Annotated in this window: 17 protein-coding genes; 2 read left to right on the top strand and 15 right to left on the bottom strand. The window is 66.8% G+C overall.

Going from position 1 to position 16,145, the window contains the following annotated elements; all coding sequences use genetic code 11:
* Positions 1 to 7: 7 nt before the first annotated feature.
* From ACF07D_RS02500 to ACF07D_RS02535, 8 genes are all read right to left on the bottom strand, one after another.
* Complete coding sequence (locus ACF07D_RS02500; protein ID WP_391503752.1) at positions 8 to 1,066, bottom strand: FecCD family ABC transporter permease; 1,059 nt, start codon at positions 1,064 to 1,066, stop codon at positions 8 to 10.
* Positions 1,063 to 2,136 (bottom strand): FecCD family ABC transporter permease, encoded by a 1,074-nt coding sequence (locus ACF07D_RS02505; RefSeq protein ID WP_391503753.1) that lies wholly within the window; start codon positions 2,134 to 2,136, stop codon positions 1,063 to 1,065. The genes ACF07D_RS02500 and ACF07D_RS02505 overlap by 4 nt, the downstream gene beginning before the upstream one ends.
* A complete protein-coding gene (locus ACF07D_RS02510) occupies positions 2,133 to 3,194 on the bottom strand; it encodes an iron-siderophore ABC transporter substrate-binding protein (RefSeq protein ID WP_391503754.1) in 1,062 nt (353 codons plus the stop codon). The genes ACF07D_RS02505 and ACF07D_RS02510 overlap by 4 nt, the downstream gene beginning before the upstream one ends.
* Positions 3,195 to 3,346: 152 nt before the next feature.
* On the bottom strand, positions 3,347 to 4,153 hold the full coding sequence (locus ACF07D_RS02515; RefSeq protein ID WP_391503755.1) for a helix-turn-helix domain-containing protein: 807 nt from the start codon (positions 4,151 to 4,153) through the stop codon (positions 3,347 to 3,349).
* A gap of 338 nt (positions 4,154 to 4,491) precedes the next feature.
* On the bottom strand, positions 4,492 to 5,214 hold the full coding sequence (locus tag ACF07D_RS02520) for a DsbA family protein (RefSeq protein WP_391503756.1): 723 nt from the start codon (positions 5,212 to 5,214) through the stop codon (positions 4,492 to 4,494).
* Complete coding sequence (locus tag ACF07D_RS02525) at positions 5,211 to 6,170, bottom strand: cytochrome c oxidase assembly protein (RefSeq protein WP_391503757.1); 960 nt, start codon at positions 6,168 to 6,170, stop codon at positions 5,211 to 5,213. Before ACF07D_RS02525 ends, ACF07D_RS02520 begins: the two co-directional genes overlap by 4 nt.
* Positions 6,171 to 6,319: 149 nt before the next feature.
* Entirely contained in the window at positions 6,320 to 6,829 is a 510-nt protein-coding gene (locus ACF07D_RS02530; RefSeq protein WP_391503758.1) for a hypothetical protein, read from the bottom strand.
* A gap of 76 nt (positions 6,830 to 6,905) precedes the next feature.
* Complete coding sequence (locus tag ACF07D_RS02535; protein ID WP_255809232.1) at positions 6,906 to 7,403, bottom strand: helix-turn-helix domain-containing protein; 498 nt, start codon at positions 7,401 to 7,403, stop codon at positions 6,906 to 6,908.
* Positions 7,404 to 7,459: 56 nt separating this feature from the next.
* On the opposite strand from ACF07D_RS02535, the gene ACF07D_RS02540 reads away from it, so the two are divergent.
* Both ACF07D_RS02540 and ACF07D_RS02545 read left to right on the top strand, forming a co-directional pair.
* The gene (locus ACF07D_RS02540; RefSeq protein WP_391503759.1) at positions 7,460 to 8,326 is read left to right on the top strand and encodes a thioesterase family protein; all 867 of its coding nucleotides are present in this window, start codon (positions 7,460 to 7,462) and stop codon (positions 8,324 to 8,326) included.
* A 34-nt stretch (positions 8,327 to 8,360) separates the two neighbouring features.
* Positions 8,361 to 9,530: an acetyl-CoA C-acyltransferase gene (locus ACF07D_RS02545; RefSeq protein ID WP_391503760.1), complete on the top strand. Its 1,170-nt coding sequence runs from the start codon at positions 8,361 to 8,363 to the stop codon at positions 9,528 to 9,530.
* Positions 9,531 to 9,546: 16 nt separating this feature from the next.
* Here ACF07D_RS02545 and ACF07D_RS02550 read toward each other — a convergent pair whose 3' ends face one another.
* The 7 genes from ACF07D_RS02550 to ACF07D_RS02580 all read right to left on the bottom strand — a co-directional run bounded on the left by ACF07D_RS02550 (position 9,547) and on the right by ACF07D_RS02580 (position 16,114).
* Complete coding sequence (locus ACF07D_RS02550) at positions 9,547 to 10,980, bottom strand: sensor histidine kinase (RefSeq protein WP_391503761.1); 1,434 nt, start codon at positions 10,978 to 10,980, stop codon at positions 9,547 to 9,549.
* Entirely contained in the window at positions 10,980 to 11,663 is a 684-nt protein-coding gene (locus ACF07D_RS02555; protein WP_119283211.1) for a response regulator transcription factor, read from the bottom strand. Before ACF07D_RS02555 ends, ACF07D_RS02550 begins: the two co-directional genes overlap by 1 nt.
* Positions 11,629 to 12,645: a D-alanine--D-alanine ligase gene (locus ACF07D_RS02560; RefSeq protein WP_391503762.1), complete on the bottom strand. Its 1,017-nt coding sequence runs from the start codon at positions 12,643 to 12,645 to the stop codon at positions 11,629 to 11,631. Before ACF07D_RS02560 ends, ACF07D_RS02555 begins: the two co-directional genes overlap by 35 nt.
* On the bottom strand, positions 12,642 to 13,793 hold the full coding sequence (gene alr / locus ACF07D_RS02565) for an alanine racemase (protein ID WP_391503763.1): 1,152 nt from the start codon (positions 13,791 to 13,793) through the stop codon (positions 12,642 to 12,644). Before alr ends, ACF07D_RS02560 begins: the two co-directional genes overlap by 4 nt.
* The gene (locus tag ACF07D_RS02570) at positions 13,790 to 14,473 is read right to left on the bottom strand and encodes a M15 family metallopeptidase (protein ID WP_391503764.1); all 684 of its coding nucleotides are present in this window, start codon (positions 14,471 to 14,473) and stop codon (positions 13,790 to 13,792) included. Before ACF07D_RS02570 ends, alr begins: the two co-directional genes overlap by 4 nt.
* A gap of 167 nt (positions 14,474 to 14,640) precedes the next feature.
* Complete coding sequence (locus ACF07D_RS02575; protein WP_391503765.1) at positions 14,641 to 15,345, bottom strand: SDR family oxidoreductase; 705 nt, start codon at positions 15,343 to 15,345, stop codon at positions 14,641 to 14,643.
* A 169-nt stretch (positions 15,346 to 15,514) separates the two neighbouring features.
* The gene (locus ACF07D_RS02580; RefSeq protein WP_255809225.1) at positions 15,515 to 16,114 is read right to left on the bottom strand and encodes a superoxide dismutase; all 600 of its coding nucleotides are present in this window, start codon (positions 16,112 to 16,114) and stop codon (positions 15,515 to 15,517) included.
* Between the last annotated feature and the right edge of the window lie 31 nt (positions 16,115 to 16,145).

Below are 16,145 nucleotides of genomic sequence, written 5' to 3' on the forward strand. Positions count from 1 at the left end.
AGTCCTTTCACGCGCGCCGCGCGTACTGAGTGGCGAGGAGCCAAGCGAGATAGATCCCGCCGATTGATACGGTGACGACACCGACCGGAACGAATAGGAGATGCGCAGCCGCGTCCGAGACGACAACGAGCGCCGCACCGGTGAGCATGAGTGGCGCCATACCCATCGGCGTGTTCGTGCGGGTGAGGCGCTGACTGATCTGCGGCGCGGCGAGCGCGATGAACGAGATCGGGCCAGCAGCGGCGGTCACGAGCGCGACGAGTGCGACGCCGAGCACCATCGCGGCGAGGCGAGTGCGACCGGGGTGGATCCCGAGCGCAGTCGCCGCGTCGTCGCCCATCTCGAGCACCGGAAGGGTGCGTCCAAGCGGCAGCGCCGCAATGACGACGACGGCGAAGACCGCCGCCGCGGGGAGCAGCTGGTCAAACCCGAGCGAGGCGATCGACCCGGCACCCCACGTCGCCGCCATCATCGCCTTCTCGACGCTCACCGAGATGAGGATCCACGAAGTCAGCGAGCCCAGGCCGGCAGAGACCCCGATCCCCACAATGATCAGCCTGAACGAGGACACGGTGCGCTTCATCGCAAGCACGTAGACAATGAGCGCTGTCGCGAGGCCACCGACCAGTGCACCCGCTGCCTTGAACATGTACGTGTTCAGCCCGAGCACCACCATCACGAGCGTGACGCCGAACTGCGCGCCGACGCCGAACCCGATGATGTCGGGCGAGCCAAGCGGGTTGCGAGTGAGCGACTGGAAGATGCCGCCAGAGAGAGCGAGGGCCGCACCGCAGAGCACCGCGAACAGCACGCGCGGGAACCGCCATTCGAACACAACCTGCCGCGCATCGGGGTCTGCCGCAGGGTCAAAGAGGGCGCGAACGACATCAGCGAAGTTCACCTCGTATGAGCCGATAGTCATCGAGGCGACGCCGAAGACGATCACGACAATTGCGAGCACACAGCCCACGGTGACCGACCGGTGCCGTATTGCCACGGCTACCCGCGGCGTCTCGACGCGGAGCTCACGGCGGCCGAAGTCGATGGCGGTTGGGGTGTCACTCACAGCCCGCTCACCTGCCTGCGGCGCACGAGCGCGATGAGCACGGGCGCGCCGAGTAGGCCGGTGACGATGCCGACGCGCAGTTCGCCGTTCTGCATCGCGACGCGTCCGAGAATGTCGGCGAGCAGCAGGAAGCTCGCGCCGACGACGACCGAGTAGGCAAGCACCCAGCGTTGATCGGGGCCGGTAAACCAGCGCACCGCGTGCGGGATCATGATGCCGACGAAGCCGATGGGACCAGCCGCGGCGACGGCGGTGCCAGCAAGCAGCGTGACCGCGACGATCACGCCCACCCTGGTTACGCGGATGCGCGCGCCGAGCGCCTGCGCGAGGTCATCTCCCAGCGCGAGCGCGTTCAGGGATCGGGCGCTGAGCATTCCGAGCAGCAGCCCGACGCCGATGAGTGGCGCCGCCCACGCGAGGTCGGCGAGGTCGCGGCCCGCGACAGAGCCGACACCCCAGAACCGCATCACCTGCAGCGTGCTGTTGTTCTGCAGCACGATCGCGGTGGTGAACCCTGTGAACGCCGCGCCGAGCGCGACGCCCGCGAGGGTGAGCTTCATAGGGGTCGCTCCCGACGGCCCAAACGAGCCGAGCACGTAGACGAGCACGGTAAGCACGAATGCGCCGCCGAGCGCGAACGGCACATACGCGCCGGGAGCGGTGAGGCCGAGAACGCCGACGGCGAAAGTAACAGCGAACGAGGCCCCAGCGTTCACACCGAGGATGCCAGGATCGGCGAGTGGGTTCCGTGTGAACGCCTGGATGAGCCCGCCGCACATTGCCAGGGCTGCGCCAATGAGGATCCCGTAGATGGTGCGGGGCACGCGCAGTTCACGCACCGTGAGGTGCAGCGGGTTCTCTTCGTCGTAGGAGACGAGCGCCGCGATAACGGTCCCTGGGTCGATCGCACGGCTTCCGACCGCAAGCGACGCGATCACTGTCACGACGAGCACCCCGCAGACGACGACAAGCCCCACGCCGAGCACCCAGCCCCGCTTTCGCGATTTCGGCTCGCGCACCGCAGAGGGCGGGGCCGCCTCGCGGCCCCGCCTCTCAGCCGTCAGCGTCATTCGTCAGAGTTCGTCGGCTCGCCCTGCAGCGCGGCCGCGAGGTCGTCGACGTACTTCGGCAGGATGTACTGCAACGACAGCACGGTTGGCGAGCTGATCGCTGCCGCCTCTGCCTGGTTGTTGTAGATGACGTAGGAGCCGTTCGCGATCGGGTTCCACTTCGAGACGATCTTGTTCTCGACTGTCGCGGTCGCCTCGGCCTTGCTCGCACCCCACGCGGCAAACACGTCCGCCTCAACGTCGGAGAGATTTTCGAGACTCACACCCGTGTACCAGTTGTCACCCTCGGCGCTCTTGTGGAAACTGTCCATCGCGCTTGTCGAGGTGAATCCGAGCGCCTCGGTGATGCGCACACGCGGGTCATAGTCGAGGTACACGCCGAGGTCGGTGCTCCCCTCCGGCATTGTGAGGCCCCAGACGAATGTCTTGCCTGAGAACTCAGGGTGCTCGCCGGCGAGCGAGGTCACGAGATCCTCGGTCTCGGTGATGAGCTCCTCAGCGCGATCCTCCTCCCACATCGCTTTCCCAACCGTGCGAGTCATCTCTTCCCACGTGCTCGGATCCCACGGACCCTTGATGTAGGGGACCGTCGGGGCGATCTCGCTGAGCCGCTCGTACTCGACGTCGGTGATTCCCGTGTAGAGGCCGAGGATGAGGTCGGGCTTCAGCTCCTTGATCCCCTCGAAGTTCGGGCCCTCATTGCCGTACGGGATGATCTCGGGGGTCTCGCCGTACGTGTCTGTCACGAACTCGTTAAACCAGGGCAGGTAGCCGCTTTCGTCGGCTCCCCACACCTCCTCGACGCCGACTGGGTTTTCACCCAGCGCCGCGACGATGTCGGGGGTCATCCAGCCGAGGGCGACGATCCGCTTCGGCTTCTCGGGAATCACGGTGGTGCCGTGCGCATGTTCGATGGTGACGCCCGTCGACGACGATGCGTCCGCGGGTTCCTCGGCGGCTGGGGCGGTGCAGCCTGTGAGGGCGATGGCAGCGGCGGCGATGAGGGTGACGACGCCCGAAAGTCGTCGCGTGTGTGAGCGCGCTGAAGCGTGCAGCATTGTTCTCCTAGTGGGAAGATGGCTGGTCGCGGCCGCAAACCGGCGGCGAGAGTTAGGCAAGCCTTACCTAACAAAACGATGCTACGAGCCCCGCGGGTTCCCGTGTGTTGCGTTGCGGACGACTTCTTGCGCAAAACCGCCAAACGTCAGATTTACCGCCAGTACGCGCGATGCGCGTCAGCAGACTGCGTGCGCGACGCATACTGCGTTGGGGTGACGCCGAAGCGCTCCTTGAAGGCGGCCGAGAACGCGCTCGTCGAGTGGTAGCCACACTTGCTTCCGACTGCGCCGACCGGCGTGCCTGCAAGCAGGAGCCGCGCCGCCATCGTCATTCGCACGCCCGTTCGCCACTGCCCGAAGCTCATGCCGATGTCGCTCACGAACACCCGCAGCACGGTGCGCTCGTGGAGCCCGTGTTGTGCGAACAGGTCGCGCGCAGTGCGCACGTCCCCCGGCGCTGCGAGCACCGCGTCGACGAGGGGCCGCACACGCTCGTCGACAGGCACAGGGATCTCACTCACTTCGGCAGGCTCTTCTGGGACAGGCTGCTGCAGCATGTCGAGCAGCACCCCCTGGATGCGCACGCGCAGTTCGGGATCCATGTCGTTCACCCCGAGATGCAGCAGCATCTCCTGCACCGCGCGCTGCACGCGCACCCGGCGCACCTCTCGGAGAGGCTCGGCGAGCGCGGAATCGGGCACGTTCGTGTAGCACCCAACGGAGTCCCGCTCGTGCCGCGCGGTGTGCGGGGTGTGGGCGGGGAGCCAGATCCCCTCCCCCGGCGCGAGCCGCCAGATCGAGTCCTCGAGGTACACCCAGACCGTTCCGCGGTAGCACCAGGCGAGCATCGGTTCGGGGTGGGAGTGCGGCGGGGCGACAAGCCGCTCTCCTTTTCCGGCCCCCGTCAGCACGCCAGTGGCCATGAGAAAGGGAGCACTCAGCGATGACGGGCGAGCCACGCTCGCACCCCAGTCAATCGGCCCCATACGATTCATCAGATGAATAGCGTAGCAGGCCGGCCCGCCCGTCAGGCTTGCCCCGCCCGTCCGGCTTGCGCGACCCGTCTGGCTTGCGCGGCCCGTCGCAATAGCAATGTGATCCTTACCTGCAATGCCCGTTCTTGGCGCTTTGGACATTCAATTTGCAGATCCCATACGATGCGGCCGGCAGCAACGGCGTCTTGCGACCGCCAGCAACACAGCTATGCAGCCATCAGCGGAGGGCTATGCAGACATCAGCGGAGGGCTACGCAGACAGCAGGGCCATGTAGGCAGCAGCCCACCGCCGCCACGGCTGGCTACTGCCTCGCCTCGATCGCCGCGTCGAACGCCTCAGTAATGTCCGTGACGTACTGCGGCTGGAACAGCTCCCCTTCGAGGAAGAACGTCGGGGTTCCGCTCACCCCGAGCTCTTGCCCCGCCTCGAAATCGAACTCGATGCGCGCCTGCGTGGCGGGGTCTGCGACGGCGGCATCGTACGCCGCCATGTCGAGCCCAAGCCGCTCAGCGTAGCCACGGAAGCGGGGCGCCTCGGACTCCCGCTTCTCACCCCACTCCTCCTGCGTCTCGAACATGAGCTTGTACATGTCCTCGAACTTGCCCTGCTGGGCTGCTGCCTCGACGGCAAGCGCCGAGGTCATCGAGTTTTGATGCCCTGGGATCGGGAAGTAGCGAATGACAAAGTTCATTTTGCCTGCGTACTGCTCACGCATCTCCTCCATTACCGGGTAGATGGAGCGGCACGCCTCGCATTCGAAGTCGAGGAATTCGACGACTGTGGGAGCGTCAGCTCCGGCGTCAGACAAGACGTGCGAATTCTCGGCGACGACGGGCACTTGAGCCGCAGAGCTTCCCTGCCCACCGGTGTTGGGGTCGCCGCCGTCGGGCTGCCCGGAAGTCTTGCCGAGCGAGAGCACGAGAATCAGAATGATCACCCCCACGATCACTGTCGGAATCGTGATGAGAGCTGCCTTCGCAGACGCACTCATGCGCTTTCGTTGGCGAGGCGTAGTGTCGGTCATACTGGGTCCTTTCGGGAGGTGCCGGGCGCCGCCTGTTCGGCAGTCTGAGCAAGATAAGCGTTGTATGCGTCGAGGGCTTCGTCCTCGGCGTCCTGCCGATGGCGCGCGCCGCGAATATCGCTTCGGCGCCACTTTGACAGGGTGATGATGAGCACGATGATGAGCGGGAGCTGCCCGTACGTCCACACGAGGCTGCCGCTCAGCGACTGGTCGAGCGCCCGGCTCACCCCCCAGCCGACGGGTTCGCCCGAGTAGAGGCTGAGCATGCCGCTCGCGTTTTTGAGCAAGACGAGGCCGAAGAGCGCGTGGATCTGCAGTTCAAGGAAGGCGCCGGCGAGCCGCACCCCAAACGAGGGCTTCCGCGGGAGTGGGTCGAGCGCCCAGAGCGGGGCTCCACCGATCACCCCAAATACGAGCATGAGTGCGAGAAGCGCTTGATGCCCGCCAGGAAGCGCCAGGACCCAACTAATGGTGTCGGTGAAGAACAGCCCGGGGAGCGCGATAATCGCGACGAGGATCGCGACGACCGGATGGAGCAGGACCCTCGCGGCCCGCGACCGTTGCGCGGCGATCGCTGCACGCAGCGCGAGGATTCCCACGCCGCGGTGCGGTGTCGCGCGGAGGAGCAGCCTGCCCGGCGACCCCATAAGCAGCAGCGGGGGCACGGCGACGAGCAGGGTGATGACTTGAAAGACGAGGGCGGTGATGAGCTCTCCCGCGTAGTGGTTCACTGCGAGCCCGGTTGCAGCGAACCATGCGAGGCAGCCGAGGACGAACGAGATGGTTCCCAGCACACTCCAGCGTCTGCCCCGCGCCCAGAGCGAGATAGCTCCAGCAAGATAGGCGAGGAGACACACGACGGCGAGCCAGCCGAGGGGCGAGATGCTCGTGAGGTCGAGGACGAGCATGTCCGATAGGTGCAGCGTGCGCGCTGCGACGCCGTTTGTGGGGTTCACGTGACGAGGCGCCTTTCTCAGTAGGTGCGGGTGACCGCTTTCGGAGAGGGGCGACGCGTGGTGGCTGCGCGCAGGTGTCGCGGTGGCCTGTGGGGTCGCTCAGGATCCTTCGGGCGCGCGTCACACCCCGAGATCGTCGAGCGGGCAGCTTAGGTTCGGCTGATTGAAAACAGGAGGCCTCGCGCGACGGTGCACCCCCGCGGTGTGGCGCCTGGGGCTTCGATCCACTGGGGTGCGCTCCGACGCAGCGGCGCCCAGCTCAGCGAGCCGCGCACCGCGAGGAGCGCGATCGAGGCGACAAGCACGAGCACGCAGACGGCCCCAAACCCGAGGGACTGATCGCCGTCGCCAGCGGGTTCCGGCACGAACGTCTGCGCTGCTGCGTGTTCGACTGCCGCGACGGCCCCGAGGCTCCCCACAGCATCCGCGACATCCGTAGCCGCGACGGCCCCTGGGGCGTCCGCCGTCGCTGCGTCAGCGGAGCTACTGGCGGCGCCGACGGTGGGCACTGCCGGCGCAGAGTCTGCGCCGTGGATGTGCGGGCCGAGCACTGAGATCGCGAGGAACGCGACAAACGCGACAAAAAAGAGCACCCCACGTGCAGACACTGGGGCGACGCCCGGGGCATCTACTCGCATCGTCACCTCTTCGCCGTACATTCATTGTCACGCTAGCAGCGTGACAATGGGGGCTGGCTGGGACTTCGGGCTACAGGGCCTGGTCCGCTCGCGACCGCTAGCGCACCTGCGCCTGGCGGAGCCAGTCGAGGTTGACACGAACGGCAATGTTCTCGGTCGCGATCTCCTCACCTGATGCCGTGCGCGCCGAGACTGTGACGGGCTCCCCGGTATCGCTGTCGACGAGCGCGAGCGGCCCCCCTGCCGCCTGCAGGTGGGTGTTCCCCCATTGCATGAGCGCGAACACGACGGGAAACAGGTCGCGCCCCATCTGCGTGAGGAGGTATTCGTGCCTCGTGCGCTGCCCGGGTTCGCGGTACGGCCGCTTCTCAAGCACGCCGACTTCGACGAGCTGTTTGAGGCGTGCGGCGGCGACAGCGTCGGTCACCCCTGCGCGTGCGGCGAAGTCGTCGAACCGGGTCGTGCCGTAGAACGCTTCGCGGAGCAGCACCATTGCGGTTCTCGAGCCCACGGCTTCCATGGCTTTGCCGATCGAGCATTCCTCGGTGCTCCACGAGGATCGGTCGGCGAGCGGGCCAGAGAGTTTCACGGACATGAATGAATTCTACCCCTGACTTGTGGAGACGATAGTCAGCACCGTACGATCTAGCTATGCATGAACATAGTCAGCTTGCCTCGGCGCCCCCTCGAGCGGCCATCGACGATTTCCTCACCGCGTCACCGAGCGCACCACGCCACGCTCCCAGGGAGCTCTGGGGCTTTGGCGGGCTCCACGGCGGGCTGGCCGTCGGGGCGATGGTCGCCGCGATGCGTGAGACGGTGGAGGCGTCGGGGACCGCGGCGCCACTCCGCAGCGTCTCGGGACGCCTCCACCGAGCAGTCCGCGACACATTCACGATTGCCGTCGCCGAAGACGCCAGAACCCGCAGCACCTCTTCGCTGAGCGCCAAGCTACGCCAGACGGAATCGCCAAGCGAAGACGCGACGCCGACAGCCGCCGCTCCCACACTTGCGAGCGCCACCGCCCTATTCGGCCTCGACGCACCCGTCGCGTCTCAGCTCCTCGCCCCTGCGGCGCCAGCAGTCCCACCGTGGCACGAGGGGAGCCTGTTCAACCCGCCACCTTCGTTCGTGCCTGTCGCCGAATTCTACGAACTGCGCGTCACTGGCACGAACCGCCCGTTCCAAGGCGGCAGCACAGCGAACCTCACCGCGTGGGTGCGGCTCACCGAAGACGACCTACCACCGAACGAGCTGCGACTGCTGTTCCTCGTCGACGCGCTCGCGCCGTCATATGCGGCAGTCTTGCACGCTCCCCAGCCGATCCCAACAGTCGAGCTGTCGGTTCACTTCAGCGGCGAGCGCGCCGTCTCGCCGTGGGTGCTCGTCGAGGCGAGCACCCCTGTCGCTACGGCAGGCGGCTGGATCACCGAAACAATCAACGTGTGGGGCGAAGACCTCACCCACCTCGCTGCAGCGAGCCAGCTCAGGCTAGTGCGCCCCGCACAAGCATCGTAGGCTCAACACCGTAGCCAGCTGAAAGGACAGCACATTGAGAGACGCAGTCATTGTCGAAGCCGTACGCACGCCGGTAGGCAAGGGCCGCCCCGGCGGCGCACTCGCGGGGATCCATCCCGTTGATCTCCTTGCACACTCCCTCAGGGAGCTCATCGACCGCACAGGCGTCGACCCAGCGCTCATCGACGACGTCATCGGCGGCGTCGTCAGCCAGGTGGGCGAGCAGGGCGGCAACATCACGCGTCGGGCTGCGCTCGCCGCAGGCTTCCCTGACTCGGTTCCGGCAACCTCGATCGACAGACAGTGCGGCAGCAGCCAGCAGGCCGTGCACTTCGCGGCGCAGGGAGTGATCTCGGGCGCATACGACATCGCGATCGCGGCCGGCGTCGAGTCGATGAGTCGCGTGCCGATGGGAGCGTCAGTCGCGGGCACCGCCGACATTGACGGCGTCGCACTCGCCGAGCGCTACCCTGATGGGCTCATCGATCAGGGCTACTCAGCCGAGCTCATCGCGGCGCGCTGGGGCATTACCCGCGAACAGATGGACGGCTTCGCGATCAGCTCGCACGACAAGGCCGATGCCGCGACCCGAGCTGGCGCCTTCGACGCCGAACTCGCGCCGCTCGCGGGGCTCACGCACGACGAGGGCATCCGAAGCGGAAGCACGCTCGAGAAGCTCGCGGCTCTCCAGCCCGCGTTCTACAACGAGCACATGGCAAAGCGCTTCCCGCAGATCGACTGGAGCGTCACCGCGGCCTCGGCGAGCCAGATCAGCGACGGCAGCGCCGCGATCATGGTGACGACGAGCGACATGGCTGCGAAGCTCGGGCTCACGCCTCTCGCCCGGGTCCACAGCTTCGCCGTCGCAGGCGCCGACCCGCTCTACATGCTCACCGCCGTGATGCCGGCGACAGCGAAGGTGCTCGCGCGCGCCGGCCTGAATATTTCAGACATCGACAACTTCGAGGTGAGCGAGGCCTTCGCGCCGGTCGTGCTCGCGTGGGCGAAGGAAACGGGAGCCGACCTGTCGCGGGTGAACGTCCGCGGCGGCGCTATCGCCATCGGCCACCCGCTCGGCGCAAGCGGTGCACGCCTCATGACCACACTCGTGCACACGCTGAAGGACACCGGCGGGCGCTACGGGCTGCAGACAATGTGCGAGGGCGGCGGCATGGCAAACGCGACGATCCTCGAGCGCCTCTAACCTGTTCCGGCGGCGGCTACGCCAGCGTGGGATCGCCGTGGCCGCCGCTTTCCGCACCGCCAGCCAGAGGACTCCGGGCCGGGATCCACACCGCGAACACAGTTCCCGCCGTTTGAGTCAGCCAGGCGTCACCACCGAGCAGACGCGCATTCTCGCGCACGATCGCGAGGCCGAGCCCGCTGCTCTCGCTCCCCGAGCGCGCGGAACTCGCCTGGTAGAACCGTTTGAAGACCTGCGCCTCGTGCTCGTCACCAACCCCGGGGCCGGCGTCAGCGACGCTGAGCGTGAGCTTGCCGTCCTGATTCCACACAGTCACCTCGACTGGCGGGGCGCCGTGCCGCAACGCGTTTGTCACGAGGTTTGACACGATGAGCCGGAGCCTGACTTCGTCAGTGCGAACGACAGGGTCGCCGTACATTTCAAATGCGACATCGTCCCACTGCCTGTTCTCTGCGAGGTCACGCCACAGGGCGACGACGTCGACGACTTCCCGCACAATGTCGGCCTTGTTTGAGTCGAACCGCGAGAGCTCAAGGATGTCGTTCGTGAGCGTCGTGAGGTGCGTCGCACTGCGCGCGGCGATCTGGCCAGCCTCCCGCCGATTCTCGGGCGACGCCGATTCGGTATCAGCGAGGATCTCGGAGACGGCGACGAGGGTCGCGAGCGGGGTTCTGAGTTCGTGCGCGACGTCAGCAACGAGCTGACGTGCGGTGGCCTCGCTGTGTTCAAGCTGGCCGATTGTGGCGTGCAGCCTCGCCTCGGAGTTTCGCATTGCGTCGAGCACGACGTCCACGTCTGGGTAGCCGGTGTCCCCCGCGGGAGCCTGCGCGGAGGTCCCGAGGCCGTCAGCAACCTCAACGAGGCTTTCGAGGGGCCGCCCCAGCTGACGGCCGACGAGAAGCCCGATAACGGCCGCGGCGCCCACAAAGATCAGCCCGACCGAGACACCGAGGTTCACAAGCCTGTCGATCTCTTCCTGCTGCGACTGCATGTCGAAGACTCCGAACGCGGCAATCCTGTCGCCGAGCGTCCCAGGGTTCACCGTCACCCCAGCAGTGAATGTCAGAAACCCGTAGCGCGTCTCGCGCTCATACGCCGAGATCCCACCGTTGTCGACAAGCCGCTGCACGAGGTAGTCGGGTACCTCGTCAAGGGTCATCGTCCCGCCAGCCTCTCCCGTACGCAGGTTGATGAGGATCGCGGGAACCGAGAACTCCTCGGAGGCGGCGGCGAGATCGGCCTCGGTCGGCGATTCGGGCAGCGACTTCGCCGCCATCTTTGCCTCAACCTGCAGCACGTCGAAGATCGCTGCCTGCCGCGACTCGAGGATGATGAGTCGCGCGTTCCAGACGAGCGTGCCAGCCGTGATCGCCGCCACCCCGACTGCAACCGCAACGAGCGTCAGCGTGATCCGAGTGCTCAGCGTCGGGCGCCAGCGTTTTCTCTGCATCAGCCGAGCCGGTATCCGAAGCCGCGAACGGTGCGGAGCAGTTGCGGGTCAGCAGGGTCCTCTTCGATTTTGAGCCTGAGCCGCTGCACCGCCGCGTTCACCAACCTCAGGTCGCCCGCCTCGGCGGCGCCCCAGGCGCGTTCGAGCAGCTGCTCACGGCTGAGTACCTGCCCCTGATGTTCGAGGAGCACGATGAGGAGCCTGAGCTCGTTCGGTGACAGCTCGAGTTCGTCGCCGCCGCGAGTGACGACGAGCGAGCCGAGGTCAACCCGCAGCCCCTCGTACTCGAGCGCAGTCGCCGGCGCATCCGCGGCGGCGACTGGCTGCCGGCTCCGCACGACTGCGCGGATCCTCGCTTCAAGCACGCCGGGCGAGACCGGCTTCACCACATAGTCGTCGGCGCCTGAATCGAGGCCACCAATGATGTCACCGTCGTCGTCGCGCGCAGTCAGCATGATGATCGGCACGTCTGAGTCCTGGCGTATGTGGCGGCAGACGCTGAACCCGTCGATGTCTGGCAGCATCAGGTCGAGCAACACTACGTCGGGGGCGTCAGCGATCGCCGCGCGGGCACCGCCCGCACCAGTCGCCTCAATCTGCACCTCGTGTCCGCGCTGACTCAGCGCGAGCCGATAGGCCTGCGCAAGCTCAGGGCTGTCTTCGACGACGAGAATCTTCAGCATCTCGTTTCTCACTCCTCCTGGCGTCGCGGGCATAGGCGGCCGCCACAAGTCTGGCGGTCAACTCCGGGAACGTGACACCGTCTACTGCAAACATACGCGGCACCTGCGAATGCTCAGTCATTCCGGGCATCGTGTTGATCTCGTTAAAGATAATCTCGTCGTCGCGCACGAAGAAGTCAACGCGTGCGACGCCAGCGCATCCGAGCGCCTCATACATCGCTTTCGCCGCGGCGCTCAGTCGGTCTCGCACCACCTGGGGCACTGCTGCTGGCACGCGAAAGTCGGGGGCAGCGTCGTACTTCAGGGCGGTGTCGAAGAGCTGCTCGGTGTCTTTTCCAATTTCGAGTGGTGGTGCGACGTGCAGCTCCCCCGTCGCGCCACGCATGACCGCGACATCGATCTCGCGGGCAGTGACAAACTCTTCGACGAGCACGCGGGTATCGTACTGCTGCGCCGCCGCGATAGCGGCGTCGAGATCCTGCGCGCGATCGACGCGGGCGGCACCGTAGCTCGAGCCTGAGGCGACGGGTTTCACGACGACGGGGAGCGGCACTCCAGCAGGATCCCCGTGCGTGCTCTCCCCATCAACGAGCGCTCCGCGCGCCGTCGAGATTCCAAGGCGCTCAGCGATGAGCTTCGACGTCCACTTGTCCATTGCGAGTGCGCCAGCGCGGACGCCCGAGCCGACATACGGCACGCCGATAACGTCAAGCAGGCCCGCAATCGTGCCGTCTTCAGTACCCTCGCCGTGCAGGGCAGGAAAGATCACGTCGCTCTCGCGCAGGCGCTGGATCGCTGCCGCGATCCCGATCTGCGTGCCTGAGACAGTCTCCCACCCGCCGTCGCGCCTGATCGTGAGCCCGGTCACGAGATGGCCGCTCGCAAGGAGCGCCTCTCGCACCGCTGCCGCAGAACCAATTGACACGTCGTGCTCAGCGTTGGCCCCGCCGCCGACGACGAGCACGTGCCTCGCCCGGCTCATCGCGCCCACCTCGCGTCGGAAGTGCGGAGCACGCGGCTGCTCCGCACCCCCAGGCGGGTGACGAGCTCGTGCTCGATCGTGTTCGACCACGCAGCCCACTCCCTCGCGGTCGGCTCGCGCCGCGATCCCGGCCCCATCACGAGCGCGACGTCGCCGAGCTCGACCGCAGCGTCACCCACATCGACAACAATCTGATCCATCGAAATCCTTCCAACCACCGGATACCTGCTTCCTCGAATAGTCACCTCTGCACTGCCCTGCGCGGCGCGCGGCAGCCCGTCGCCGTACCCGATCGGCAGCACGGCAAGCGTCGTCGCCGCTCTGGTCGTATAGTCGTGCCCGTACCCCACGCCAACATTCGCAGCGACTCGGCGCAGCTGCGCGACGGGGGCCGTCAGCGTGAGCGCCGGAATGAGCGGAGCGATTCCCGCGGGGTCGATCCCGTAGAGTCCGGCCCCGACTCGGCTGAGCGTGAACCTCGCATCCGGCCGATGCAGCGCGCCGGCGGTCGCGGCGAGGTGCAACTCGCTCGGTGTGAGACCGCGGGAATGCGCCACCCGCACACCATTCACGAACCGCAGGCGTTCAACGTCATTCTGTGTGCTCGTCGGCTCGTCGGCGCTCGACAGGTGCCCCATGACGCCAACGACGCGGACGCGTCCGGCGTCCTCGAGCGCCCGCGCGGCAACGCAGAGCGCAGACCAGATGTCGCTCGGTGCGCCGTCTCGCGACATCCCGACGTCGAGGTGCAGGTGCACCCTCGCTGACGCGGACTCGGCCCTGGCGGCGTCGCCGACAGCGTAGAGCTGTTCGAGGCTCGCGACAGCGACGTCGATGCCGTGGCAGATCGCTGCGCCCCAGGCTGCGTCGATCGGATTCAGCCAGCTCAGGATCGGCGCCGCAATGCCCTGGGCGCGCAACCGTAGCGCCTCGGGGATGGTGGCGACGCCGATCCAGGTCGCCCCGTTGGCGAGCGCGATTTCGGCGACGTCACCGTGACCGAACCCATCAGCCTTCACGACTGCCATGATGGGGGTCTGCGTCGCCCACGCAAAGTGCTGCACGTTCTGCGCGATCGCCCGCCGGTCAACGAAGATCTCCGCGAGGCGGTGCGCTGTGGGCGCATCCACGCGGTCCACGACACTCACGAGGCCTCGCTCGCGTCCGCGAGCATCTGCGGGCACTCCCCGCCGGGCGCCGTCGCGAGCTCGAAGTGCCAGCTCTCGTTCGCGAAGACGCGGCAGAGCCCGTACGCGTTGCCGTACTGCTCCAACCAGAGCGCCGGGTCGACGCGGGCAACGTCGACTGCGTCGCCGGTCACGTGCTTGGACGACTCGGGCGTGCTCACGAACTCGCGCGCCGCGCTCTCGCTCCCATAGTCTGCAATCGCGTCGCGCAGGAGGCCTGCCTGGTACTCGGCGCTTCGCCACCCCGAGGTGAGCTCGATCTGGATTCCGTCGGCTTCGGCGTCACTCGCCGCAGCCTGGATCGCTGAGCGCAGGTCTGCGTTGAGCCGGCTCACCGCAGGGTGGTCCTCGTCAAAAGGCGAGATCGGCTCGGCGATGTCGATCGCACCGGTCTCGCCGTCAGCAGGAGCGTCGAGGGCGCCGGAGGTGCCTGCCGGCGCCGTATCGTCGGCTCGCGCAATACCAGGAATGTTCGGCACCGAAGTCATGAGAGCCGCGACAAGCGCGACGGCGATCGCCGTGGCGGCAAAAACGGCGGCCGCTATCGCGACGGCGCGACGGCGCCGAACGACAGCGGGCGGCGGGTGCGGAAAGCCGTGCTGCTGCGGCGAAACGTAGGTTTCTCGGGGAACTCGTGACACTTGTGCGCTCCTCTGACTCGGTGCCCTGGCTCGGGCCGCGCCCACTCTGAGCCGCGATACGCCAAGCCTCTCGAGCCGCCGTCAGCGCATTGGCACGGGATGATCCGGTTCGGCGACGGGATCCTGAGAAATTGCCGCGAAGCCTCGGCCGCCACCTCGGGATCTGTTCAGAAGCGTTCGTCGAGAAGAGCCGGCAGCGTGATCTCGCGCACAAAGGAGGCAGGCGAGAGCTCGAGCAGTGCGACCACGATCCTGACAACGTCGTGAACGGGGATAAGGGTGCCGGCGCCACGCGCGGCCGCCTCCCGCTCTGGCACCTCCAGTCCATCCTCGGTGTTCAAGTTGCCAAGCTGCAGGGTCGTCACCGCCAGCCCGTCTCCGCGATACCCCTCGCGCAAGGCCTCGGCGATACCGGTGAGCGCGTGCTTCGACGCACCGAACGCAACCTCGGGCCTACCGCTGCCGCGAAGGCCGGAGGTCGACCCCGTCAGGATCACTCGGGGCCTCGCGTGCGCGGTGAGCGTCGGCAGTAGCGCCCTCAGCCCAAGAATCGCAGCCGTGACGTTCGTCGCGACGAGGGTCTCGATCTCTGCGGTGGCGGCCGCGCCCGCTGCCGCAAAGTCATACTCAGGTGAGAACGCGGCCGCTTCCCAGACGCCGACGTTCCAGATGACGGTATCGACGGACTGGGGCACACCAGCGCCGATGAGCGCCGCGGCCTCCGCAGGCTTGGAAAGATCGGCGGCGATCCACCCCCGAGACTCAGGCGGCAGCGTCCGGGCCACACCAATCACCTCATGGCCCGCGCGGGCGAGACCCGTCGCGAGCGCGCGGCCAAGACCACGGCTCGCGCCAACAATGACGACCGTCACGTCGCTTCCCCTCAGTTCAGTTGTGCGGTGCGCTGTCCGATGACGCGCAGAAACGACCGGGCGCGGTCGCCCGTGCAAGCAACCGCGCCCCGCGCTCGCGGCGAGAGCGCCGCGTCAGTGGAATCCATTGGCCCCGGCAGTGCCGGAGCTGCGACCGGTCCCCCGGCGGCTACTTCTGCACAGCCGCAAACCGGCGCGCAACGTCCTCCCAGTTCACAAGGTTCCAGAACGCCTTCACGTAGTCTGCGCGAACGTTCTCGTAGTCGAGGTAGTACGCGTGCTCCCACACGTCGAGCTGCAGCAACGGCGTGACACCGAGCGGTGCGTTGCCCTGCTGGTCGAAGAGCTGGAAGATGACAGGGCGCTTGCCAAGCTGATCCCACGCGAGCACCGACCAGCCCGACCCCTGCACACCCATTGCAGTCGCGGTGAAGTGCGCGCGGAACTGCTCAAGCGAACCGAAGTGAGTGCCAAGCGCCTCAGCGAGGTCGCCCTCGGGATCCCCGCCACCGTTCGGCGACAGGTTCTCCCAGAAGATGCTGTGGTTGATGTGACCACCCAGGTTGAACGCAAGGTCTTTCTCTAGCTTGTTCACGTTCGCGAGGTTGCCCGACTCGCGGGCCTCCGCAAGCTGTTCGAGCGCGGTGTTCGCGCCTGTCACATACGCCTGGTGATGCTTCGAGTGGTGCAGCTCCATTATGCGGCCCGAGATGTGCGGCGCGAGCGCGCTGTAATCGTAGGGAAGGTCGGGAAGGGTGTAGACGGACATGAGGTGTTCCTTTCGTTGAATCTGTGATGGG

The sequence above is a fragment of the Leucobacter sp. NPDC015123 genome (assembly GCF_043080205.1).
Taxonomy (GTDB): Bacteria; Actinomycetota; Actinomycetes; order Actinomycetales; family Microbacteriaceae; genus Leucobacter; species Leucobacter aridicollis_A.